Here is a 23,516-nt window from a genome sequence, read left to right on the forward strand (position 1 = left end):
TAGGTTGGACTGCCCCAGGGTCTCGCATTCAGGGCTTGAGGATGATCTTGCCGTTAGAGCCCCGGCTCTCAAGGAGACGATGGGCGCCGGCCGCTTCGTCGAGGGAAAAGCGATGACCGATATGGACCGTAAGTGAGCCGTCGATGATCAGGTTGTGGAGCGTCGCAAAGTGAGTGCGCAGAATGTCGGTTGTGTCTGCTCGGCTCAACATCGGCACCATGGAATAGCCGACCAGCGTCTGACCTGCCATCACGAAGGCCGGCATGGCGTCCTTCGAAACCTCTGCATAGTCGCCGCTGGCACCGCCATAGGCAACGAAATGACCGCCTCTGGCTAGTGCGGCGAGACCTTCCTGGCTCACCGTGCCCCCGATCGCGTCGAAGATAACGTCAGGAGACTTGCCTTCGGTCATTGCCATAAAGCCGGCCACCCAGTCAGAGTGCGTGCTGACCACGGAACGAATTCCTATGGATGCGAGGGCCTCGGCCTTTCGAGGATCACCGACCGAGGCGACCAGATGGGCCGGCGCTTGCGGCGCTACCAATTGGGCGAGCAAGTGACCGACGCCACCCGCGGCCGAGTGGATCAGTACGGACCGCCCTGCTACCGGCACGGCTTTCGAAAGCTCAAGAGCAGCGAGCCCTGCCACACCCACGGCGACGGCCTGGTCGAAGGCGATAGCGTCGGGTAGAACGAACACGCCTTCTGCAGGCAGTACGAGATGGCTTGTGTAGCCGCCTGTAATGCGCCCAACTGCAAACGGGGCGGCAAACACGCGCTGGCCAAGAAGGGCGGTATCGACACCAGTGCCCACGGCCGCGATCCATCCAGCGGCTTCCGACCCCAGGACCAGGTTCTCCGCGCCGGGAAGACCGGCAGCGCCGGACCGGATCATCACGTCACCGAAATTCACGCCGGCGGATTCTACCTCCACGAGCGCTTCGCCCGCAGCGGGAAGCGGCTTAGGCAGCTCTCGCAATTGCAGTTGTTCCGGGCCACCGAACCGGTCAATAATTACAGCCTTCATTCGAGGTCTCCTAGTCGAGATCTCGTTTGACTCAGAACTATTCGGCGCATCCACAGACTTCTTGGTGGGTCGCACACCGCGGGGTGAGTAGATGAACCGCCTGTCCTCATTGCCGATCGAGCGCGCACTTCAAGTCATCGGCGGCCGATGGAAGCTTTTTATCGTGTTTCACCTGCTAGAGAGGGCGCAGCGGCCAGGGCGGTTGGAGCGGCTCATCCCGGGCATCTCGCAAAAGGTGCTGCTCCAGCAGCTCCGTGAGCTCGAAGAGCATGGGCTGGTAAGCAAGACCATCTTCGCGGAAAGCCCGGTGCGCGTCGAATATGCCCTCACGCCCCTTGGCGAGACGGTGGCGCCGGTGATCGACATGCTCCATCGCTGGGGAATCGAGCAGAGCCGCGCCGTCGGCGAATTGCACCGGCTCACGCTCTGCGACAACTCGTTGGATGTGTCCTCAGCTCAATAGATCTGGCTGCCGGCGGGAAGCGATCTTTCGCTTGACGATCGCCGAGCTGGTTTCCGCCTTCTTGCCGATCTTCTCGAGCTGTTCGTCCAGATGCTCGATGGAGCGGGACAGGATTCGGGCGACAAAGCCGTCGTCTCCCGTCACCTTGTCGCATTCGGTTACCTCCGGCATCTCCCGCAGCATTTGCTCGACGACGTGTAGCTTGCCGGGCAGCGGCCGGATGCGGACGATAGCTTCCACGAGATAGCCGAGCGCCTTGGTGTCGAGGATGGTGGTGAACGCGTCGATCACCCCTACCTCCTGGAGCTTCCGCCGCCGTTCCGCAGTTGCCAGTGCCGAAGGGCCAGCTTTCCCCGCAAGCTCTTTTGTGGAAAGTCGGGCATTGGCCTGCAGTACGTCGGCGGCGCGATAATCTTGATGGCAATTGTCGGCGTTACCGTCGTTTCGGGCCGGCAAAAGACGCAGGACGCGGCCGGGAACCAAGCGCGTTGACCACCGAAAAATTCGACCGTAGACGCTAAAGAGGAGCAGGTTCGCGCTAGGTTTGAATGTTCATTCTTGCCGCTTGTGGGCCGTTTCCGATCAAGCCGTTTCTTTTGTGAAATCCCGGTTCTTCCGCAATTTCCCGGGCGCCAGTCCGAATCGACGGCCGAAAAGTGTCGTCATGTGCGCCTGGGATGAAAAACCGCATTCGGCAGCAATCATGGCAAGCGAAGTATTTGACGTCAGAACCAAGTCGCGCGCGCGTTGTAGGCGGCGCTGAATGATGTGCTCCTGAGGGGAGCGACCGGTGGCCTCACCGAACGCCCTTGAGAAAAACGGTGTCGAAAGGCCCAACTCCGTTGCGAGATCTCTCACCAGCAAGGCGCTGCCCAGCCGGGCCGCAATTATCTCCTCGACGCGGCGCATACGCACGGCGGTAATCCATCCCTTCCCGGGCCCGATCTTTGCGGTCCCCAACGAGTACAGTCGAGACGCGATTGAAGCAGAGAGGCTTTCGCAGATCAGGGGATCCATCCCGGACAACATCTCGGCCCGGAGTGCCAAGATCATTCGTAGCAAGTTTCGGTCCTCAGATTCCCCAGAGGTGATCGCCATCGAGTTGGCGCTTGACGAAACCAGCCTCAGATAATCTCCCCCTTGGTCAGATGCGGAATAGACGTCACAGCCTGCCGGAATGAATCCCACCATTCCGACCCGCGCGCGAAAGGCCTGCCGACGATCAGTGCCAATGGCGTGAACCCCCATCTGGGGGTCGACAGCCAAGCCGATGGAGGCGCGCTCGGCCCGGTACCTCACTTCATAGGGGCGGGCAGGGAGGAACTCGATGTCCCAGTCACCGGCGAAAACTGTGCCGGAAAGCGATTCTGGCGGGAGGGGCTTTTGAAAGCCGGACATTTTCGGCACCATTCGACATCTGCGTAGTATATGCACAATTCATGTGCGATGCATGAAAGTCAATTGGATGCCGCAGAGGGATAGGTACGCGTCCGCGCGGGAGGTTAAAATGAAATTCGACTGGGCCGAGATCGACAATGCTCTTGAGGTGGTGCGCCGAACGGTGCCACCCACGCCCGCGTATTTTTGGCCGCAACTGCGCCGCAAGACGGGCGTCGAGCTCGTGCTCAAGCATGAAAATCATACACCCACAGGGTCATTCAAAGCCCGCGGTGGCCTGGTGTACGTCGATGCCCTGCGTCAGTCCTTGGAGATCGGTGGGCTTGTCACCGCAACGCGGGGCAATCATGGCCAGTCCATCGCAATGGGGGCATCAGCGGCCGGGATCGAGACCCTGATCGTGGTCCCGCGCGGCAACTCCATCGAGAAAAACCGGGCGATGGAAGCCTTCGGTGGCACCTTGCTTGTCGCGGGAGACGACTTCGACGACGCGCGCCGCATCGCCGCTGAGGAAGCTGCGGAACGGGGTTGGACTTTGGTGCCCTCATTTCATCGGGACATCGCTCGTGGGGTGGCCACGTACGCGCTGGAACTGTTCCAGGGCATCGGGGAACTGGATGCGGTGTTCGTGCCGGTCGGCATGGGAAGTGGCATCTGCGCCCTGATCGGCATGCGCGACTTGCTCGGTCTCAAGACAAAAATCATCGGGGTTGTGGCCGATAAAGCGCCAGCCTTCGCCTTGTCCTACGCCGGCCGCAGCGTAAGGCTCGCCGCCGCTACCACCTTTGCTGACGGTCTCGCGTGTCGCGAGCCCCACGAGGAAGCACTGGCAGCCGTAATTGCCGGGGCTGAGGACGTCGTCCGCGTGACGGAATGGGAGATCGCTGAGGCCATCCGTGACATCTATGAAATGACCCACAATCTAGCGGAAGGAGCAGGTGCGGCTGCCTATGCCGCGGTGTTTAAGCATCGGAGCGCCTATCGCGGTAAGCGAGTCGCCGCGATCCTCACAGGTGGCAATATCGATCGAAGGGCAATGGCAACTGTATTGTCTGGTGCCACGCCGCAACCGGGTGCCCAAACGATGTCACTGGAGCCAATCGCATGAGTTACCGAACGTCCCGACCCGAATCGCTGGAGACACCCTCCGCGCGAATTCTGGGCGTTTCCCTGCTGCTGGCTGCCGCCACGGTCGCGACCTCGATGGGAGTGGCATTCGCCGCTAAAGGGAGTGTGCTGGCCACCGTTAGTGTCGACGAGTTGCACCGCTACGGTGGGTTGGCCATCGCCGATATGTCTCGGTTCGAGGTATGGCGACTGGCCTCAGCGCAGCTTGTCCACGCCAAAATGGGACATATGCTGCTCAATGTAATCACCCTGTTTATCGTCGGCAGGGAAGTCGAGCGGGTTGTCGGCGGAACGTGGGTACTTATCGTCTGGCTGGTCGGTGGGGGGCTCGCCACACTGATAAGCCCAGTTTTGGTAGAGGCACCTTGGGACATCGGCACGGGTGCCTCACAGGCGACATTTGCGTTCGCCGGCTGCGCAGCAGTCCTTGTTCTTGGCCATGCGATACGGCCCTTGCGGGGTTGGGTGCTGGTGGCGTTCACGCTCATCCCGGGGCTTGTCCTCGACTTCATGTCCGGAGGCTATCCAAAGCCTGGCCACGTTGCAGGCATGTTGCTTGGTGCCCTTTTTGGGGTGTTGTCACTGTCGCTATCGCGTCGCGCCAGGAGCTAAGGTCCACGCCCCAAAACCCGATGCATCTCTGGAGCATTTTCTGACAGGACCCCACGCGGTTACAGCCGATTAAAGGAGGTAAGAGCGTTGTCCATCCAGCTTTCCGACTGGACACCCGCGATCAGGCGGTTGGAGACGGGGTAGGTCTATATAGCCATTGGTGATGTCCATGGCCGAGCCGACCTTTTTGAGGAACGGCAAGACGCTTTGCAATCGATGCTGTCGTGGCTGGCGCCCGCACAGGCCACTGGAGTGTATCTGGGCGATCTGATCGACAAAAGACCAGAGAGCCGTCGCGCGCTAGATTTCGCCCGACGTGGTCTGGCCGGAGCGCAAAACCACCGTTTGCTCTGCATTCACGAAGACCGGCTTCTGCGTCTTCTCGATGCAGAGGATCCTCCCGCATTCAGCCGCTGGATGCAGCATGGTGGACGCGCGCTTCTCGATGAATTTGGCGTTTCCGATCTTGCAGAATGGTGCGAAGGGGTTCGAGATGGACTTGATACCTCGACCATCGAGCGGCCCCTACGAAGACAACTTGGCCTTCATCCACGGCCACGCCGGTCTCGCGGGTCGATACTGAGAACAACCACCGGATCAATTTTGACACATGTGCCGGTCGAGACGGGGATCCTTTCTGCGCTGGTCATCCACGAAAATCGGATGCGTCTCGTCCAGACCATACCGGCGTAGTCCTTTCACACCCACGGCTCTTACCAGGACTTGATTTCTGTGCATGGTTTACACAATATCGCAAAGCGCTCGGTGATGGATCGCTGTGCTGAGCCAGGCCCGCCGTCGTATGCCCCTCGTTCATATCAAGGAAAATGACATGCCCCGCGTCTCTTCTCGTCTGAGCACCCCCTGTGATTTTGAGAAGATGATGAACGATGCGCGTGTTGAATCTGGGCATTCTGGCCCATGTGGATGCTGGCAAGACCAGCCTGACCGAACGCCTACTCTTTGACGCTGGCGTTATCTCCCGCCTTGGAAGCGTCGATGGCGGGGATACGCAAACCGATTCACTTGAGTTAGAGCGTCAGCGCGGCATAACCATCAAGTCCGCGGTGGTGGCGTTTACGATTGGTTGCACCAAGGTCAACCTTCTCGATACGCCCGGACACCCCGACTTCATCGCAGAAGTTGAGCGCGCCTTATTGGTGCTCGATGCCGCGATAGTGGTGGTATCCGCAGTGGAAGGCATACAGGCGCAGACACGTCTGCTTGTGCGCGCCCTACGGCGATTGGGCGTCCCTTTCCTTTTCTTTGTGAACAAGATCGATCGCAGAGGGGCGGACTTCGCTGCGGTGGTCGAGGGTATCGGTTTGTTGTCGGGCGCGCGCCCGCTCGCCATGTGTTCCGTTGAACATGCGGGCACGGGCGCCGCGGCTGCGATTGGGCATGACTTTACGGCGCTCGACGCGCAGCAGGCACTGATAGATGTGCTTTCGGAGCAGGACGAAGACCTGCTCCACGCCTATGTGTATCGTCCTCAGGACATGACTGACCAATTCCTGCGGGAACACCTCGTCAAACAGGTCCGTCGAGGTGACGTTATTCCCGTGTTTGCCGGCTCAGCTCGCGAGGGTTCCGGCGTCCCCGCCCTGATGACTGCCATTGAGCAAATTCTGCCATCTCGAGAACCGGACGCGAATGGCCCCGTGGCAGGGCAGATATTCAAGATTGACCGAGGGTGGGGCGGGGAGAAGCAGGCCTATCTCTCGCTCACCTCAGGCACCATCGGCACCCGCGACGTGGTGGCTCTGCCCCGTGGCCCTGAACGGGTGACCGCCATACACGTTTTTGCCGGGGGCCGAGTGGAGCCCGCCAGCCTTCTGCGAGCCGGCGAGGTTGGACGCATCAGCGGCCTTGCCGGCGCGTCCATCGGGGATGTCGTCGGCCAGGACAAGGCCGACGACAGGACGCACTCTTTCGCACCGCCCACTCTGGAAACGGCGGTTGCGCCCAAGCGACCTGGCGACCGCCAACTCCTGTGGAGCGCGCTCTCACAGCTCGCAGAACAGGATCCGCTCATCAATCTGCGCCACGACGAGGAGCGAGAGCAGATGTTCATCTCGCTCTACGGCGAGGTGCAAAAGGAGGTTATCGCGACGACGCTAGAGCAGAGCTTCGGCGTGGCCGCGGAATTTGATGAAAGTACCGTCGTCTGCGTGGAGCGGTTGCTAACGACAGGCACGGCCACCGAGATCGCCTTCAGGGATGCAAACCCATTCGTCGCCACCATTGGTCTGCGCGTTGCGCCCCGCCCGGTCGGAACTGGCAATCGCTTTTCCTTCGAGGTTGATAGTGGACTTATGCCGGCCGGGTTCTATCGGGCCGTCGAGACTGCCGCGCGTGATGCACTCAAACAGGGGATGAATGGCTGGCCGGTCATCGATGCTCAAGTCACGATGGTTCTCGCGGGTCAAGTCGCTCCGATCAGCACCGCGGCCGATTTCCGGCATCTGACACCACTCGTCCTGGCAGCGGCCCTGTCCCAAGCCGGAACCGTCGTCTGTGAGCCAATCAGCCGGTTTCGCGTCGAGGTGCCGTCGGACGTGATGGGGGCCCTCATCGTGTTGCTCGGAAGAAATGGGGCGGCACTTTTGTCGACCGAGGTCCTGTCGAGTGCCGCGATCCTTCAAGGAACGCTGCCTACCGGTCGGCTCCAAGCGGTACAAAAGCAGCTTCCAAGCATGACGGGAGGCAGTGGCAGCATCGAGGCGGAGTTCGATCGCTACGACCCTATGTCAGTGCCTATTGCCCGAATCCGGACAGGACCGAACCCCTTTGTTCGAGCGCAGTACCTCACCTCAGTCCATCGGTAAGCAGGATCACGGCCGACAGAATCGCCAAGCCGACCAAGCTTGTATTCAACTCGACTCGGGGCTATCTGTGTATAGTATGAACAAATAGGAGAATTCATGAGCACCAAGCTCCAAGCCGCCGTTCGACCGGCGGTTCTTTTCATCATCGCCTACCTTCTGACAAACATCGTGAACTCCGCGGTCACGCTCTCCTACCAAGCCATAGTCAGGTTGCCGAGCGCTGACGAGATCGGCCTCTCTTGGCTCAAAGATCCCGCTTATCAGGCCACCGTGCCCTGGCATGCTCTCATCTCGTTCGTGATCTTTGTCTGCACGGCCCTCTGGTTGAACCATCACCATGCCAAGGCAAGCGCCTGGCGTGTCGGGTCGGCGTGGGCGCTGACGGCCATCGTGATCGACGCAATCGTCTACGTGGGCATTCTCGGTTCGACACGTTGGGGTCTGCCACCTTCCGACTACTATATCGGCAATCAGCCGTGGATCACGCTGACCTATCTCGGTCTATTGCTAGCGCCCGTGACTGCCCGGTTGATCAAATTGCGCGGCACGACACAGCGTCCGTCGCTGACATGAGTATGTGGGAGCGATTTTGCGTCGCTCCCATTCTGCCGGCTTTTCAATCGCAGAATGGAACGGAGAACAGTTATGGACCTGCTGGCTTATGCCGACGAATGGCGTGCTTCCTGGAATGCGCATGACCTCGAGCGCCTCTTGCAGCGCTTCGATGACTCAGTGGTGTTCAAGTCGCCTGCCGCAGCAAAATTGGTCCCGGGGTCGAGTGGGACGGTTATCGGAAAGACGGCACTCCGGGCTTACTGGAGCGAGGGCCTTCGCTTGATCCCTAACCTGCATTTCGAGGTCCTCGCGGTCTATGAGGGCGTGGACTGTATGACCATCAATTTTGTGAACCAGGACGGTCGCGAGGCGAATGAGGTTCTGATTTTTCACCGGGCGATGATCGTTCAGGGGTTTGGTACTTACCGTATCGACCCTTCCAGAATGGCATCGATTTAGGAGAGAGACATGCTCAAGCGCGCAAATCCCTGGGCTGCCAGCCTCGCCTTCGTTCTGGTCGCCTCCTTCAGCCTGACTGCTGCGGCGCAGGAGATCGTCATCTTCGGGGACAGCACGGGTAAGGGTGATGGGGCCGTAACCCGCTGGTTCGACCGGATGCTGGAAAAACTGCCAGCAGGACCGGTTATCGAAAATCACTCGCGCAGCCGCTTTTCTATCACTGCCATCCTCAAAAGCATGGAAAGCCCGCAGACAAAGTCGGCTCAGTTGGTGATCATCTATGATCGCCGAAACGCGGGGGAAACGGTAGACGCGTATCTGGAGCACCTTCATCGCATTGCCGAAACGGCCAGCCCTGCCAAACTCTTGATCCTCCCGCAGGTGCCCGTTTCAGGGGGGCGGGAAGATGGCCTGACACTGGCGGTGCTCCAGTCGATCAACACGCGGATTCTAGCGGAATTTCCTGACAATACTTTCGACCAGGCAACGCAGGAAAGCTTTCTTTCCGATCTCTCCGGCGACGACACGCGGTCGGACCACATTCATCGCAACGACAAAGGTCAGGAGATCGAGGCGGAATACATCGCTCGATGGCTGTCCACGCATCCACTCCAAGTCACGTCGAACTAGTACGCCTCGCGCTTATCTAGTTGCGCCTCCTTTCTCGGGGACGAGGAGCAAGCGGGTTGACTTTCAATACGGACGTCCGTATTAATTGTGCATGCCAAGAACATCTCTCCGTCCTGACATCGTATCCGCCGGCTTGAGGGTCATGCTGGTCAAAGGCTACTCCGCCGCAAGCGTTCGCGACGTCGTTGCCGAAGCTGGTGCCCCCCAAGGGTCCTTTACTAATCACTTCGCCTCAAAGGAGGCATTCAGCATTGCTGTACTCGATGCCTATTTCGACCACGTCATGGCCTTGGTCGGCCAAGCGCTGGACGACCGGAGCATCTCGCCGCGGGAGCGGCTTGAGCGCTATCTCGACATAATCATCGAGCAACTCGATCGAGACGGGTTGAAGCGTGGGTGTCTCATCGGCGACTTCAGCGCCGAAGCGACACAGCTCAACGAGACCATCCGGTTGCGGCTCGAAACGATTTTCCTCGAGTGGCGTGCCCGGTTCTCGGCCTGCATCGCAGAAGGCCAGGCGCAGGGCCAGATCGCCACGGCATTCACCCCGGATGATCTTGCCGACTTCCTCCTGTCTTCTTGGGAAGGCGCGATCCTCCGCATGAAAGTGGAGCGCCGTCCCGATGCCCTGGAACGCTTCAAAAAAATCGCATTCGCCACTATTTTCATGGAGCCAAAATGACGCTTGCTGATGTCACCTTGCCGCAACTGCCTGTCTTGGGATCGCATATGGCGTGTCGGGAATGCGGACGTCACACAGACGCCGTCGCTATGTTCCTTCACGGCAATCCGACTTCGTCTTTTATCTGGCGGGATATTATGCCTCTCGTCGCGCCGGTTGCCCATTGCATCGCCCCCGACCTCATCGGGTTCGGGCAATCTGGAAAACCGCATATCGCGTATCGCTTTGCCGACCAAGTGCGGTACCTCGATGCGTTTATTGAGGCTGCTGGTATCAAGTGTGCCTATATCGTTGCCCAGGATTGGGGAACGGCACTGGCTTTCCATCTCGCAGCGCGTCGCCCTGATTTCGTTCGTGGACTGGCGTTCATGGAGTTCATCCGGCCCTTCGCGCGTTGGGAAGACTTTCATCAATCTCTGACGGCGCGCGAGGCATTCAAGATATTCAGGACACCTGGTCAGGGGGAGCAGGCAATCATTGAGCGCAACGTCTTCATCGAGACGGTATTGCCCGGTTCGGTGCTGCGTCCACTAAGCGACGCCGAGATGGCGGTTTACCGCGCGCCCTTTGCCAAGCCGGACGATCGCCGACCGGTCTGGCGCCTTCCCAACGAGTTGCCCATCGAAGGCCAGCCCGCCGACGTCTCGACCATGCTTGAGCAAGCGCATGAAGCTCTCAAAGCGTCGGTATATCCCAAGATCCTCTTTACCGGCGATCCCGGTGCACTCGTCTCGCCAGCTTTCGCGCAGACATTTGCCGCGGGGCTCACCAACTGCCAACTGATAAAACTGGGTCCGGGAGCCCACTATCTCCAGGAAGACCACCCCGAAACCATCGGCCATGCGGTGGCAGACTGGATTGCCCGCAATGAAGTTTCACGAGCGGCCTGAGCCAGCCGCGCTAGCTCACAGAAAGGAACACGAAATGACCAAAGTGGACATCACCTTCTGCCGTCCATGCGGCTATGAGAAGCGCGCCCGCAGCGTCGCCCAAGCCCTAAAGCAGTCTCTTGGGCTTGACGCAGAGATTCACGCCGGAGGAGGAGGCATCTTCGAGGTACGCGTAGACAACGCGATTGTTGCAAAGCGCACCCGCGAACACTTTCCCGACGCTGCCGAGATCGTGGGCGTCGTGTCCGAGCGGCTAGCCGTGAACCAAGCGTAGTACATTGCTCGATCAGGGAGATATCGATGACGTTCGAACCCTTCGACACTGAAAGCGCGCCGCCGGATGGCCGGCGGGCTGCAAAGCTCAGGCTGTTCGACGCGATGACTGATGGTGCCTGGCGCGGGCGTGTATTCGGCGACACCCTGGGCACCAGTGTCACAGTGCTGGCCTACGGTAATGACGTGATCGGTCAGGGGCCGACGTTGCATGTCCATCCATACGACGAGATCTTCGTTGTACTCGAGGGTCATGCGCGCTTCTTTGTAGGCGACGACATTGTTGACGCCGAAGCCGGGGATGTTCTCCTCGGACCAAAGGGCGTACCGCACCGCTTTGAGAATCTGGGGCCGGGTCGGTTGCAGACCTTGGACATCCATTTGGCGTCGCGCTGGTATCAGAATAGCCTCTCGTAACGGTAGTTCGCTCACGGGGTTCAAAATGTCGACACAGACGAACGACAAAAATCAATGCAGATATGCGCAAGTTTATCTACGAAATGGCATGTGCTACGCTCACAGCTTGTCAGAGACTGACCAAGGCATCTCAGTAGCACACGCACCATTTATCGCCGTCAAGGATAGCGAAATCGAAAGCCTCGGCACCGCGATTCAGCAATGCTTGCTGGCGTCACAAGTGAGGATGCGCCAACCTAGCAATCTACGAAACCTGCTGAGCCCCTTGCTGTCTCAAGCGGGATTGAAGTCCTATACGGCTTTTGCCAGAATGGCGAAGCTCATAGAGGTTTCGACTTCAGACAATTCCAACATCTCATTCATGCCAACCAGAAACGGTGGTTCGCGGGAAGGATACTGCGATTTAACTGAAAAGATGCTCACGTCAACCAACGCAGTACACGAGATGGGCAATGCTGCTCTGAGAGCATTGGCAATATCTACGCTACCATGACGCGACAGCACGGAACCATCTCTTCGATGTCCCCTTGTGAGGTAGGTAAGTCTAGAAGCCACATCGTGTGGGATGGTCGCAGCGCGTCGCTTTAACTCGCAGCAAACAAGCGATCACAGTGGTGGGCATCGCGGCGGCGGAAGCAGAGGTGTCGCCCCGTGCTTAGCGTGTGCTGCCTCCCGCGCGCGCCTTTCGTTGCTGTGTCCAGTTTCCAGTGTCCAATAGTTCCATTTGTGCGAGCGACGCGCCGTTGATCAGTCTCCGCTATCGGGTGAGCGGGCGCATCCGCGCTGCTGTGCGTCGATGGCACGAGGCGCATGTGCAACCCCTAGCCTGGTGCCGTTCACACCTACAACATCCGACAATATTGCAAGCCAAGGGGTGAGTTCAGAGGTTTCCAAGCGCGCCGCGTTTGCTGCCATGCGCTCGTGGCGTTTCAACTGTGAAAAAGGATACCGTCAGAGTTTGAGGACGAGGCGAAATCGGTTCCCGTTCACACGGTCCCTTCTGCATTCCTTTCGCCGATCAACGCTACATTTAACGCGCGCCCCGCTTCGCGCATCCACTCAAGCCCAAGCGATAGGACGGGGTGATAGACGGTCGTGATGGGCACGGAGTATGACGGGGCCGCATAGACGATATGGCTTGCGGCCACCCGTCCCACGTGTCCCGCCAAAACGGCACCGCACCGCGCCGAGCCAGAAAGGTAGCCCACAATCTTAGCGGGTTGGCGGATTGGAATTGCGACTGGAACGGGGATGTCGCGTTCCGGGACGTATCCGCCTGTCGACGGCTTCATGAATGCCGATGTGCAAACTGCAGTGCTCGCCGCGCGCCACCATGCCAGCGGTCCTGACGGCGTGGTCGAGATGGTCGATGCCAGTCGTCACCCGCTCGACGAAATGCCGGCCGGCTTCCGTCAGTCGAACACCGCGCGCGTGACGCTCGAACAGGAGGACGCCAAGGTTTTCCTCCAGCGCCTTAATGCGCGCACTGACGCTGGATTGCGCTACGCCGAGAGCATTCGCGGCGTGACGGAAGTTCAGATATTCGGCGACGGCAATGCACTGAACAAGGGAAATGAGCGGTATCCTGCCGGACAGGATACCGCCATTCACGAGGCCGCGATGGCGGGTGCGCCGCATGGGTGCCAGCCGTCCTGCCAATCGCCGGTCAGACGACTGGCGACCTTTCGGCAGGAACGTCACGGGATCGAAGCAGCACCAGACCCGTCAATACCAGCACCGCCATCATCATCGCGTAACAGATCACGGGCCATGCCGTGTCGCCGTTCAACAGCGTTACCGCCAATGTGCCGACTATGCTGACGATCAGGCTTTGGATGCAGAAGTAGAACGCCACTGCCGATCCAGCGATGTCGTCGAACTGTGCAAGCGCGCCATTGGCGGTAACGGACACTGTAAAGACAATGCCGACCGCCATAACCCACATCGGCACGATGAAGCTGAGGAATGACGGCGAACCGAAGAGTTCGCCGATCCCCAACAGGACCGCTCCGCAAACGAGCAGGGCCATCCCGCGCGCTACGCATCCCGCGATGCCCCATCTGGTGGCAAAGGACTTCGCGAAACGGGTTGTCACGATCATGGCCAACGCGACGGTGGCGAAGGCCAAGCTGAAGCCGATTTCGGAATAGTCCGCTTGACCTATGAGCACACGGGGGGCTGTCGAGAAGAAGACGAAGAAGGTGCCCATACCGGCGCTGAAGCCGACCGTGTAAACCCAGAAGGCCGGGCTCGTGAAAATCGGCAAAATGGACCGGCGCGTCTTCGCTTCATCCAACGGGCGGGTTTCATGCCACCTGATTCCGGCATTCAGAAGCGCAAGCAATGCCAGTGCAGCCAGCGTGATGAATATCGCCCGCCATCCGAAAAACTCGCCGATCAACGCTCCAGCGATGGGGCCAAGGGCGGGGACGAATGCGAGCATCGAGCTCAAGAGGCCGTAGATGACGACACCTTCTGGCCGTTTCCCATAGACATCCCGCACCGTCGCAAACATCGCAACCAGCATTGCCGACGCACCAATGGCTTGTACGATTCGGAATGCGACGAATGCTGTAACAGTCGAGGACCAGGCTGCACCGAACGACGCAACGATGAAGAACATCGCACCCGCAAGAAGCACGGGCCGGCGACCGATCCGATCCGAGAGAGGACCAAAGATCACTTGACCCACGCCGAGCATCACCATGTAGAGGCTCAACGTAAGTTGGATCATTTCGGGCGTGGTGTTCAGGATGCTGGGCATCGCTGGAACAACCGGGAGATAAATATCCATCGCTAGTGACGCGAGGATATCGAAGGGGGCCATTAGCAGGAGCGCTGCCGGCAGCGTGTAGGCCCACGCGGGGCGTGTGGTGGTCATGACAAATCAACCGCTCGATTAGGGAATACCGGGCGGCGTCTGCTCGTCAGCAATCAAATGGGATTGGTCTTACAGAGCGCCGCAACAACAATTCAGGTTGTTGCGGCTTACTTGTCTGCTGACTTGGAGCTTCCCATGGCTGATGTTCCAAAAAAATTGAACAATGGATGCTGCCTTTATATTAAAGCGCTGCCCGCTTCGCAATGCGGAATGGGAGCCGTCAGCGTTGGAGCCCCTTCTTTCGCACTATCGCGAACTTGGCACAGGATTCCTGAGCGTTCCCTGCGACCCTGCCGCTGACGCTCTCGCCGCTGAGCATGGAATACGACCCGGCAAGAGAGACGGAAAGGTCGGAATTCTAAACGCGGCGAAGTCTGGACGTCTCGGGTGGCAAGGACAATACGGGCAAGCCGCGCCCGGTCGTGAGCGTTAGCATTCAGACCGGGTTGGCGGGTTGTTGAGTGACGGGAAGTAATCACTTCCGCCCCAGACCCATGCCGGCTTCGCTAAATGCTAGACCCTCCGGCGCTACGTCCCCGGATCGCTCAGCGAATGGTCGAGCATACCGTAGCAGCGACGCCAGCACCTTCGCTGGCTCCTCGCTCATGACCTCATGGCCGGAGTGTTCAAACCATACGAAATGCTTGCTCGGCGCTCGCAGTCGGTCGAACCATTCGTACGCGACGTCCGAGTTTACGGTGCGGTCGTGTCGACCCTCCAGCAAAATCAGCGGGCATTGCAGCCTGGTGATTCCGCTGAGGTCGATTCCTAGAACCACGCTGAGCAAATATTGTTGAGAATAGCCGTTGCCATCATAGACATGAGCCGCGTCCTCATCAGAATAGTCTGGAGAGAGGCGGCTTGCGATGCCATTTACCTGGCCCTCCCGATAGGCCATCACTCCGCCAAAATGGTCGGACCAGCGCCGCTCAATGACTATCTTTTCGAGCGGTATGGATTGACCCGGCACCGCGTAAGGAGCGATCGACTCTAGCTGTGAAACAGCTTCGGCGTTGCCCGCACGCCGCGCGGCAGCCAAGGTAAGGGCATAACCGCGCCGCTCACTTTCCGGAGTATTTGTGGCTTGTCCCACGCCGATATAGGCGTGTAACCATTCTGGGCGTCTTTTGGCGAATTGAAGACCGACATAACTTCCCCAAGAATGACCCAGTAGGAATATCTTGTCCCTCCCGAATTCATTGCGGAGCCAACTCACTAGCTCTTCAGTATCGGTGATGAATTGTTCAGGCCGCATCGTCGGCGCGACCGCTTCGGCATCGTTTATAAGGAATGTCTTCCCCGACCCGCGCTGGTCCCAATGCACAACGGTAAAGTATTCCTCAAAGTCGCGCGTGTTCCACCAAGCCAGCGGCGTTTCAGGAAAGCCGGGGCCGCCGTGCAAAACGAGCAGGATAGGGTTGCGACGATCGCGGCCACGGACTGAGACGAATTGGTCGATGCCTCCGATGCGCAGATGCTCAGATCGATCCACTCCGTTTGGAGTTACGATGCGGCGCAATTCTCGGACAACCGCGGTTGCGTCGGCACGACTGGTCGCTTGCGAACTAGGTGTCGACATGGCTGGCATAGCGGCCGAAAACGTGAAGATCGCAATAATAGCACTTGTAGTCTTTTTCATACGCATCCTGTTCTTAGAATGGGCTCACCGGCACTATGTATGCCAGTATCTGTCGCATCGGATGCGCCTGTAATATCGGGCGAAAGGGCTCCACAAATATCAATATTACTGCCGTTCTGCAAATAGAAGCAAATATCGATTGGTCGCACATATGGGCAAGCATTGCTCCGTCATGAGCGTCGCAGCCTACAACGCTATAAGAGGTAGTACTTCAGGGCATCTGAAATTTGCGCGGGGGTCATTGGCGCCATGTTAGGATTAAGGACGCGCCAACTACCTTCGATTGAGCGCCTCATCTCGACCAAAACGCTCGGGCTGCAGACGGCAGCATCAAGCCCAGAGCATGCTCAATGTCGAGCAAAGAAAGTGCTTCGCCTCTCCCGAGGCGGCAAACGATATCGTCTGCCAATTCGTCAGGGTCGCACGATTTTACGGCGTCCGGATTCACGTCGGCGCTCGGCCACGCCCGCCGGCTTTCCGGACCACCGATTTGTGCGGGTGCTTCACCTGCATCGAGATTAGCGAGACGCCAAGGTGATTCTCGTAGCTGTTGCGGCGCATTGAGAAGAGCAACCATAACCTGCCGCGCAAAGTCATCCCCGTTGGACGGAGAAGCGTGTGTGTTCGCTTGCGGCGGCAGATTTAATCCTGTGTCCGAACCCCGCTGTGCATAGCGCGCAATAGAGGCGATGGCGGTGAAGATTTGCATTGAATACCTCGTTCAATTTGGTTCACCGATCCGTGATCGTGCGATCTGCTAAACCTTGAATGAAATATCCATGCGCAGGGTGAATTCCCCTCGATTTACGCGCATAATATGACATTATTCGCGCGGATGAGCGTTATGAGGATGGCGATAGCCGCCATGCGCCGGACGGGGCATCGCCGCCTTTCGAGTCATAAGTCGCGAACTGCTTGTCGATAGATGCCCAACTCTCGTGAGCTCGCGCTCCGTTCGGGGTACGATCGACAGCTGATGGCTGCTCTACCACAAGGGAGGTTCACGCCGCTAACTCGCTAGCGCTTAGCTTCTTCAGCGTCGCTCCCATCGGTCACCCTCGCGCAGCGTGGTGTTGAATCGATCTAGTTCGGCTAGGGCAGCATGATCATCGCGCAGGGTTGCTCTCCAAAATAAGGTCGTCGACCGGGCAACCACACTCCGTATGTGGGGAACGCGAGTACTCTCCGGCAATGGGATATTGTCCTGTCCGCCGAACATCCGGTGGTTTCCACCTTGCATAACCAATAGGTATTTTTCCCCCGGGGCCATGGCCCGGAACGGTCGCTCGCGGTCCTTTGATGTCACCTCGGTTAGCCAGGGCAGGACATCCTCCGTGCCGGTGATGATCAAAAACGGCATGGTGATACCGCCGAAGGCCACGTGGTCGGGCTGGGCCAACGCTTGTTGCGGACTCAAGGCGACGCCCGCCTTGATACGGGGATCGGCGAGTTTCACGTCTGCCAGAGGATAAACCTGGCCGGCAACGGCGAGCGTAGTCTGAGCGCCGAAGCTGTGACCCGACATGCCAATCCGGTTCAGATCGATCCGCGTGAGATCGCAGGCACCCTGATGTGGGTGCCGACCGATCTCATCGATCACGAACGTCACGTCGAGTGCACGAGCGCGCAACTGACCGATCGACATCGCGCGACGAAGTCCGCCGCCACCGATGATCCCGCTGTCGCTCCCGGCATGCTGAAGGTGAATCACGGCGTTGCCGTCCGCAGTCCAGGCCTCCGCCCAAAGCGTGCCGGCGTCGAGATTGCCGCCGAGACCATGGCTGAACAGGATCAGTGGCACCTTTCCGGCTCCTGTCGGCATACGGATGCGGAGCGGTATGATGCGATTCCGTGCGACGTCGCGCAATTGCGCCTCACAGACGCGTACTTGCGCCGGTGAGGCGATTGGATCCGGTGACGCGGCGGAGAACCCAATGAAACTTGCTACGACCAGTATCGCGCCAAGCAAAGTGTTCATCTCGGATCTCTCAGAATGCCCGGCGGCGAGAACAACGCGCGTGCGATCCCTCCGGCCGTGCGCACGGCGAATACTTCGGCGAAGATGCCGACCCATTCCCGGAACGCCAGACGGACACGATTTTGGGCCGGCCGCCGCTGCGAGAGGCCATAGCAGATAGCTACGTCTAGACGTTCGATCGCGAGCGTACCGAACAACCGATCGAAGAGGATTAGCACACCCCAATAGTTCCGATCGATATACGCATTGTTCGACGCATGGTGCAGCCGATGGTGCGCCGGTGTGTTGAAAATCCATTCGAGCGGACCGCGTCGTCCGACAGCCTCAGTGTGCAAGAAAAACTGATAGCGCAGATTAAGCATGAGCAGTGTGACCAACACGAAAGGAGGCAGCCCCAGCAGCACCAGCGGAATATAGATGAGCCACCCGGCCGAGAAGAGACTTGTCCAGCCGAGCCGCAGCGACGCCAGCAGCGTCATCTGTTCGGCGGAATGATGGACCGAATGTGTTGCCCAACACCAGGCCGAGCGTTGTGAGCGCGGCACGGCCGTCATAGCCGCGCCTGCTCGTCAGCCTCCAGGCTAATTCCGTCAGCACCAGCAGAGCATGGTAGCGAGCCAGAGAGGTGAGCGCGCGAACTCCACCCTCAGCGCTGCTGCCGAAACTCGGCGGCCTTAGCCTTAAAGGCAGCGATTTCGGCCTGATCGATTCTGCCGTCTTGATTGGTGTCGGCGCGATCGAACATTGGCATAGGCGCGTTTGCCATCTCATCGCGCGTGACCCGCCCGTCGCCGTTTACATCAGCCTCAGAAATCAGGGCATTGAGCCGCTCGACCGCACCCGGCCGGAGTCGAGCCAGCCGTTTGAAATCGTCACGGCCGACCGCACCGTCCCGGTTCCGGTCGGCTTTGTCGAAACGAGCGGCGCGAGCTTGCTGGAACTCGGCGCGAGTGATCACACCGTCAGCATTGACATCGGCATTATCGAAGATGGCGCCGACGTCCCGCTTCATCTGGGCGTGGGCGGGGCTCGTTGCGATGAGCGCTGCTATAAAGATCAGGGACTTCTTCACTGGACTAACCTCAAAAGGGGGTGCGGCCGCGCCGGGGCGATGGCGCGGCCGCCGTTGGGGCGACAAGTTACCGATGACGCGGGACTGTGCCGCTGACTGTCCGGCTGCCGCCCCTAGGGCCGGTTAGGGTGGTCGAATAGCTCGCAGTCCCGTCGGCGTTTTTGACTGCGCTGGTGTTGCGGCCAAAGCTATTGCCGTTGTTGAGGGTGGTCGTGCGGCTACCGTTGAAGCCGCCGTCTCCCCAATTCGCGTCGCGGCCGGTGGTTGCGCCTCTGCCGTTGTTGAACTGGGTGCTACGGTCCGCCGAATAGTGGCCTTGTCCATAGTCGCGGCTGCGCTCGTGGCGATACCCATGACCATTGGAGGTTTGCAGGCCGCGACGGACGGTCGCCGACCCCGGGTCTCGCGACGCCGAGCGCCATTGCGCGAACCCATGGCCTGCGGCTCCGCGGCCCGCGACCACATGACCGCGGCGCGCCTGGGCGTCGGCGGGCGACGTGGCCACTACCAGCCCGACAGCGAGCGCTGCCAGGCTCAGAACATGTTTGTACATCTGGTCACTCCTTGTGGTCGGTACTCGCGATGTCGATTGTTCACCATCGCTCAAAGCGCTTATGGAGCGATGTTGTAAGCCTGCTGCGACCGCGAGGTGACGAAGGGTAACAAAGTGTAACTCTGAATCATTACGCTTCATTCAGCGGCTCAGCCGCGCTATTTTTTTATCATGGAAAACAGTTGCATTGCCGTCGTCGAAGACGATCGGGAAATTCGTGCGCTCGTCGTCGACCTGCTGAATCGCGAGGGATTTGACGCGGTTGGCTGCATGACCACCCGCGAGTTCGATCACCTCAATGAGCGCCGGCGCATCGATTTGGCGGTGCTCGATGTGATGTTGCCGGGCGAGGATGGCTTTTCACTGTGCCGGCGGCTCCAGACATCAGGAAACATCCCAGTGCTGATGGTCACCGCCAAAGGCGATGATGTCGACCGGATCGTGGGCCTGGAGATCGGCGCCGACGACTATCTTCCCAAGCCGTTCAACCCGCGCGAACTGCTCGCGCGGGTGCGAGCCATCCTGCGACGAACGCGCGGGCAGCACCGCGTAAGTCCTCAAATTCCAAATGAGCGTTATGGCTTTGGCGGCTGGCGGCTGGATGTTGGGATGCGCGCCGTCGCGTCTCCCGATGGCGGCGATGTCGAATTGACAGCCGGCGAGTTCGACCTGCTCCACTGCTTCGTCACCCATCCGCAGCGGGTGCTCAACCGCGATCAGCTGCTCGACTGGACAAGGGGGCGAAGTGCGGGCCCATTCGACCGGGCAATAGACGTTCAGCTCGGTCGACTTCGTCGCAAGCTCGCCCATGCCCCAGGCGGCAGGGCGATCATCAAGACCGTTCGAGGCGGCGGCTACCAGTTCACCTTACCCGTAGATCGTGCATGACCATCGGCTCCAACCTTTCGCTGCGCCTTGCGGCCATCATGCTGGGGGGCTTCATCCTGATCCAGGCGCTGATTGCCTCGTCGGCTTTCCCAACGCCCGCCAAAACGGAAGGCAGATACTTGGGCCTGCCGCTGCCTGAACAGGCCGCCGCCCTTGCCAATGCGGTCGAGCGTACACCTCCCGATCAACGTTTGGTTCTGGTCGATGCGCTGGATGGCGGCGCACTCTACTCACTTCGGCTGGCAAATGCATCCGCGGGCGCGCAAACTTCGATGAAGCTCGATGAGGTCGCCGAAAGCTATCGTGCTGCAGCACCAGGTCGGCCAATCCATGTAGAAGGTCGACGCCCCGGGCTGAGTCGATGGATCGGCAGCGATGCGCGGCTGGTGCGCTTCCTCGCGCCGGTACAGGTCACGATTGGACTTAGGGACGGCAGCATTCTCGTCATTAGGAGCGTGCTCTCTGACGAGTTGCGCGCATATCAGCAACGGCGTGCAATGGTCGCTGGATTAGGCGGTCTCGCCTTGCTGATCGCATTAATGCTTGCAGTACGTCAGACGACGCGCCCTCTCGGCGCGCTTTCAGGAGGCGTGAGACGGTTCGCTGCCGACTTGAACGCGCCAGATCTACCGGTGCAAGGGCCAAGTGAAATCCGCGATCTGGCGGTCGCGTTCAATGACATGAAGTCGCATCTTCGGATGCTGATCGCTGAGCGCACCCGAGTGCTCGGGGCGATCGCGCACGACCTGCGCACCTACCTTACGCGGCTCAGACTTCGCGCGGAGTTCATCAATGATACGGAGCACCGGGATCGAGCGGTCCGCGACCTCGACGAGATGACCTCGCTGGTGAACGATACGTTGTTCCTTGCCGATCGTGACACGGCCCCGCCAGCGGAGACCGAGCCGGTGCCACTCGCCGAGGTTCTGGGCGAGATCGTCGATGCACATCTCGAACTTGGCGATATTGTCGAACTGCAATCTGTTTCTGACGATCTTTGGATCGTGGCGACCCCACTTGCGCTTCGTCGAATTCTCGACAACCTGATTACCAATGGAGTTCGCCATGGGTCGCGGGTAAAAATAACGGTTCATGCCGGGAGGGAGGGCGTCGACATTGCCGTCGAGGACGATGGCCCCGGGATCCCAATGGAGGCTCTGTCCGAGCTTGGAGCGCCGTTCCAGCGCTTTGACCCATCCCGCAGCCGGGAAACCGGGGGTGCTGGTTTGGGGCTGGCGATCGTGCGGGCGCTTGCGGCGCGTGACCAAGCCGAAGTGCTGTTCGAGCAGGCCTCGCCAAGTGGGCTGCGCGTCATCTTACGCTATCCGCTTGCTGCGGATCAAGCAGTGCAATAAAACAGAGGAGCCGGTGAGCCTACTCCTCTGCCTGGTGGCAGATCAACCTACCAACCTGCAAGCACGGACTCAACGATGATGCCGGTCGCAACTGCGGCAAGCACGATCCGATCGCCGGCATAATACCAGCGATAGCCCGGTGCGGGGCGGCGCAACCCGTAGATCAGTGGATCGACAACAACATATTGGCGCATTGGCACAGGGAGAGCGACACCCGCCACCCAACGGAGACCGTACACCCCACGTGGAGGTAAGTAATAGCCATAGCCCGGCGCGAAATAATGCCTACGACGGGGGCCATGGTAGCCAATGAAATCAGGGTGACCGCGCCACCAGCCAAGGCGGGTGCGGTCGACCAGCACCACGCGAGGCACAGGACGGTAGACCTGTGCATGGGAGTAGGCGGCAGGCATGAAAAAAAGCGTCGGCGATAGCAACGCGACTACCAATGCTGCGCTAGTATGTCGGTTAAAGAGCTTCTTGATAAGCATATGCAGTACTCCAAAATGGCGCCGCATTGTTTGTGGGGTACGCAACTCGCGCATGTGCGAACGTAAGTTTTTGTAACTCTTGCTGAGCGGCTTCGCCTGTCACAAATGTCCAGCAATGTGCGTTCAAGCTTTATCGTTCATAAGTAACTGAGCCACCATTGTTGCCGCTCGGATCGTGCACGAGCGTATCGGCGACACACCGGATAGCACACCGTGAGTACAATAATCCAAACCATATAGACCGCCCACAGCGAGTGACCGAAGTCTTTGGGAAAGAGCCCTGCGGGACCGCCAATAGAAGGATAGGGCAGGAAGATGAAGGTTGAGGCCGCAGCGCCGTAGATAATGAAAGCCCAGGCGGTCGCGATGATATGCGCCGCTAAAAAATGGAGCACGTAATAAAATAGCGGGGTGCGCCCGAACGTCGCGACCACCTGGTAAATTCGCCCGTAGCGTAGTTGATTATCAAGCCAAGCAAGCAGCAGCGCTGCCACTCCCAAAGTCAGTAGCAGAAATTGTGGAGATGCCGGATACTTGGTTAGGTTGAGCAGCGACAACAACGTTAGCATCGGGTCATTCTGATTGGTCCAGGGAACTGGATCACCGAAAAGATTTGGCAAGCGCAGCGCCGCCAAACCTGAAAGGGCCGTCACGCCGCCGATCGTCAGCCATCGCACCCGCTGTTGCTTGTCGCCGGCAAACAGGGGGCCGATGGCAAAGCCCAAGGCCATCACTGCCGCCCAAGGAATCATCGGATAGGGTGCAATCAACGTTATCTGCCCCACCCGCACTACGCCGGCCTGATGAATAATCGTCCAAAGTCCCGCCCAAATTCCGGAGGACGCCGGCGCTACCATCTCTAACATTGGATGCAGGGCGACGATCGTGGCAGCGAGCACGCCTAGAAGAAGACGAGGTATCCATATGAACGCCGCCAGCGCGACCATGCCCAACCCAAACGACCAAAGAACAAGAAGGAGGATAGGATATTCGGCGGACCAATTGAAACCATAGATTAAGCGCATCAGTGTTACTTCTAGGAACATCAACCAAGCCCCGCGCGCCAATAGATGACGCGATAATGCAGCGCGCGATCCGCTTCTCTGGAGCGAAAGCGATGCACTAATACCTGCACAAAGAGCAAAGGTGGGTGCGCAGAAATGTGTAATCCACCTGGAAAAAAATAGCAGCGGCGTGGTGGTAGACAGATCTGTCGGTAAACCGGTCATGGCGCTGTGATGGATAAGGTCACGAACGTGATCGAGCGTCATAACGATCATTGCTGCTCCACGCAGCA

At 59.2% G+C, this 23,516-nt stretch carries 28 protein-coding genes; 15 read left to right on the top strand and 13 right to left on the bottom strand.

Going from position 1 to position 23,516, the window contains the following annotated elements:
• Positions 1-28: 28 nt before the first annotated feature.
• Positions 29-1,027: a quinone oxidoreductase family protein gene (locus NDN01_RS00155; protein WP_272625122.1), complete on the bottom strand. Its 999-nt coding sequence runs from the start codon at positions 1,025-1,027 to the stop codon at positions 29-31.
• A gap of 91 nt (positions 1,028-1,118) precedes the next feature.
• On the opposite strand from NDN01_RS00155, the gene NDN01_RS00160 reads away from it, so the two are divergent.
• Positions 1,119-1,490, top strand: coding sequence for a winged helix-turn-helix transcriptional regulator (locus tag NDN01_RS00160; protein WP_272625123.1), 372 nt, complete (start codon positions 1,119-1,121; stop codon positions 1,488-1,490).
• On the opposite strand, the gene NDN01_RS00165 is transcribed toward NDN01_RS00160, so the two are convergent.
• Together NDN01_RS00165 and NDN01_RS00170 are read right to left on the bottom strand one after the other, a co-directional pair.
• Positions 1,479-1,781 (bottom strand): Lrp/AsnC family transcriptional regulator, encoded by a 303-nt coding sequence (locus NDN01_RS00165; RefSeq protein ID WP_272625124.1) that lies wholly within the window; start codon positions 1,779-1,781, stop codon positions 1,479-1,481. The genes NDN01_RS00160 and NDN01_RS00165 overlap by 12 nt on opposite strands.
• A gap of 291 nt (positions 1,782-2,072) precedes the next feature.
• Positions 2,073-2,900, bottom strand: coding sequence for a helix-turn-helix domain-containing protein (locus NDN01_RS00170; protein WP_272625125.1), 828 nt, complete (start codon positions 2,898-2,900; stop codon positions 2,073-2,075).
• Between the two features lie 97 nt (positions 2,901-2,997).
• Between NDN01_RS00170 and NDN01_RS00175 the strand changes: the two genes are divergently transcribed.
• The 12 genes from NDN01_RS00175 to NDN01_RS00230 all read left to right on the top strand — a co-directional run bounded on the left by NDN01_RS00175 (position 2,998) and on the right by NDN01_RS00230 (position 11,855).
• Positions 2,998-3,996 carry a threonine dehydratase gene (locus NDN01_RS00175; protein ID WP_272625126.1) on the top strand — a complete coding sequence of 333 codons (999 nt, stop codon included), beginning with the start codon at positions 2,998-3,000 and terminating at the stop codon, positions 3,994-3,996.
• Positions 3,993-4,628, top strand: coding sequence for a rhomboid family intramembrane serine protease (locus tag NDN01_RS00180; RefSeq protein ID WP_272625127.1), 636 nt, complete (start codon positions 3,993-3,995; stop codon positions 4,626-4,628). The genes NDN01_RS00175 and NDN01_RS00180 overlap by 4 nt, the downstream gene beginning before the upstream one ends.
• 207 nt (positions 4,629-4,835) lie before the next feature.
• On the top strand, positions 4,836-5,321 hold the full coding sequence (locus NDN01_RS00185) for a hypothetical protein (RefSeq protein WP_272625128.1): 486 nt from the start codon (positions 4,836-4,838) through the stop codon (positions 5,319-5,321).
• 197 nt (positions 5,322-5,518) lie between these two features.
• On the top strand, positions 5,519-7,456 hold the full coding sequence (locus NDN01_RS00190) for an elongation factor G (protein ID WP_272625129.1): 1,938 nt from the start codon (positions 5,519-5,521) through the stop codon (positions 7,454-7,456).
• Between the two features lie 96 nt (positions 7,457-7,552).
• Positions 7,553-8,029, top strand: coding sequence for a hypothetical protein (locus NDN01_RS00195; RefSeq protein WP_272625130.1), 477 nt, complete (start codon positions 7,553-7,555; stop codon positions 8,027-8,029).
• 72 nt (positions 8,030-8,101) lie between these two features.
• Positions 8,102-8,470, top strand: coding sequence for a nuclear transport factor 2 family protein (locus tag NDN01_RS00200; RefSeq protein WP_272625131.1), 369 nt, complete (start codon positions 8,102-8,104; stop codon positions 8,468-8,470).
• Positions 8,471-8,479: 9 nt separating this feature from the next.
• Positions 8,480-9,100, top strand: a complete 621-nt coding sequence (locus NDN01_RS00205) for an SGNH/GDSL hydrolase family protein (protein ID WP_272625132.1) — start codon at positions 8,480-8,482, stop codon at positions 9,098-9,100.
• 142 nt (positions 9,101-9,242) lie between these two features.
• On the top strand, positions 9,243-9,782 hold the full coding sequence (locus tag NDN01_RS00210; RefSeq protein WP_443025179.1) for a TetR/AcrR family transcriptional regulator: 540 nt from the start codon (positions 9,243-9,245) through the stop codon (positions 9,780-9,782).
• The gene (locus NDN01_RS00215) at positions 9,779-10,672 is read left to right on the top strand and encodes a haloalkane dehalogenase (protein WP_272625134.1); all 894 of its coding nucleotides are present in this window, start codon (positions 9,779-9,781) and stop codon (positions 10,670-10,672) included. Before NDN01_RS00210 ends, NDN01_RS00215 begins: the two co-directional genes overlap by 4 nt.
• A 34-nt stretch (positions 10,673-10,706) precedes the next feature.
• Positions 10,707-10,946, top strand: coding sequence for an Rdx family protein (locus tag NDN01_RS00220; RefSeq protein WP_272625135.1), 240 nt, complete (start codon positions 10,707-10,709; stop codon positions 10,944-10,946).
• Positions 10,947-10,972: 26 nt separating this feature from the next.
• The gene (locus NDN01_RS00225) at positions 10,973-11,362 is read left to right on the top strand and encodes a cupin domain-containing protein (RefSeq protein ID WP_272625136.1); all 390 of its coding nucleotides are present in this window, start codon (positions 10,973-10,975) and stop codon (positions 11,360-11,362) included.
• Positions 11,363-11,468: 106 nt separating this feature from the next.
• Positions 11,469-11,855 (top strand): hypothetical protein, encoded by a 387-nt coding sequence (locus NDN01_RS00230; protein WP_272625137.1) that lies wholly within the window; start codon positions 11,469-11,471, stop codon positions 11,853-11,855.
• A 719-nt stretch (positions 11,856-12,574) separates the two neighbouring features.
• Here the strand turns inward: NDN01_RS00230 and NDN01_RS00235 are convergent.
• From NDN01_RS00235 to NDN01_RS00270, 8 genes are all read right to left on the bottom strand, one after another.
• Positions 12,575-13,000, bottom strand: a complete 426-nt coding sequence (locus NDN01_RS00235) for a LysR family transcriptional regulator (RefSeq protein ID WP_272625138.1) — start codon at positions 12,998-13,000, stop codon at positions 12,575-12,577.
• Positions 13,001-13,028: 28 nt separating this feature from the next.
• Positions 13,029-14,243 carry a chloramphenicol/florfenicol efflux MFS transporter FloR gene (gene floR, locus NDN01_RS00240; RefSeq protein ID WP_272625139.1) on the bottom strand — a complete coding sequence of 405 codons (1,215 nt, stop codon included), beginning with the start codon at positions 14,241-14,243 and terminating at the stop codon, positions 13,029-13,031.
• Between the two features lie 475 nt (positions 14,244-14,718).
• Positions 14,719-15,882 (bottom strand): alpha/beta fold hydrolase, encoded by a 1,164-nt coding sequence (locus NDN01_RS00245; protein ID WP_272625140.1) that lies wholly within the window; start codon positions 15,880-15,882, stop codon positions 14,719-14,721.
• A gap of 292 nt (positions 15,883-16,174) precedes the next feature.
• A complete protein-coding gene (locus tag NDN01_RS00250; protein ID WP_272625141.1) occupies positions 16,175-16,591 on the bottom strand; it encodes a hypothetical protein in 417 nt (138 codons plus the stop codon).
• 324 nt (positions 16,592-16,915) lie between these two features.
• Positions 16,916-17,860, bottom strand: a complete 945-nt coding sequence (locus NDN01_RS00255; protein WP_272625142.1) for an alpha/beta hydrolase family protein — start codon at positions 17,858-17,860, stop codon at positions 16,916-16,918.
• Complete coding sequence (locus NDN01_RS00260; RefSeq protein WP_272625143.1) at positions 17,857-18,414, bottom strand: sterol desaturase family protein; 558 nt, start codon at positions 18,412-18,414, stop codon at positions 17,857-17,859. Before NDN01_RS00260 ends, NDN01_RS00255 begins: the two co-directional genes overlap by 4 nt.
• A gap of 92 nt (positions 18,415-18,506) precedes the next feature.
• The gene (locus tag NDN01_RS00265; protein ID WP_272625144.1) at positions 18,507-18,932 is read right to left on the bottom strand and encodes an EF-hand domain-containing protein; all 426 of its coding nucleotides are present in this window, start codon (positions 18,930-18,932) and stop codon (positions 18,507-18,509) included.
• 67 nt (positions 18,933-18,999) lie between these two features.
• Positions 19,000-19,485 carry a hypothetical protein gene (locus tag NDN01_RS00270; protein ID WP_272625145.1) on the bottom strand — a complete coding sequence of 162 codons (486 nt, stop codon included), beginning with the start codon at positions 19,483-19,485 and terminating at the stop codon, positions 19,000-19,002.
• A gap of 171 nt (positions 19,486-19,656) precedes the next feature.
• Between NDN01_RS00270 and NDN01_RS00275 the strand changes: the two genes are divergently transcribed.
• Complete coding sequence (locus NDN01_RS00275) at positions 19,657-20,373, top strand: response regulator (RefSeq protein ID WP_272625146.1); 717 nt, start codon at positions 19,657-19,659, stop codon at positions 20,371-20,373.
• Positions 20,370-21,728: a sensor histidine kinase gene (locus NDN01_RS00280; RefSeq protein ID WP_272625147.1), complete on the top strand. Its 1,359-nt coding sequence runs from the start codon at positions 20,370-20,372 to the stop codon at positions 21,726-21,728. The genes NDN01_RS00275 and NDN01_RS00280 overlap by 4 nt, the downstream gene beginning before the upstream one ends.
• 47 nt (positions 21,729-21,775) lie before the next feature.
• Here the strand turns inward: NDN01_RS00280 and NDN01_RS00285 are convergent, their stop codons facing one another.
• Together NDN01_RS00285 and NDN01_RS00290 are read right to left on the bottom strand one after the other, a co-directional pair.
• Positions 21,776-22,219, bottom strand: coding sequence for an RcnB family protein (locus NDN01_RS00285; RefSeq protein ID WP_272625148.1), 444 nt, complete (start codon positions 22,217-22,219; stop codon positions 21,776-21,778).
• A gap of 137 nt (positions 22,220-22,356) precedes the next feature.
• Positions 22,357-23,499 (bottom strand): DUF1624 domain-containing protein, encoded by a 1,143-nt coding sequence (locus tag NDN01_RS00290; protein WP_443025180.1) that lies wholly within the window; start codon positions 23,497-23,499, stop codon positions 22,357-22,359.
• Positions 23,500-23,516 lie beyond the last annotated feature (17 nt).

This window comes from Sphingomonas sp. QA11 (assembly GCF_028473665.1).
Lineage (GTDB): Bacteria > Pseudomonadota > Alphaproteobacteria > Sphingomonadales > Sphingomonadaceae > Sphingomonas > Sphingomonas phytovorans.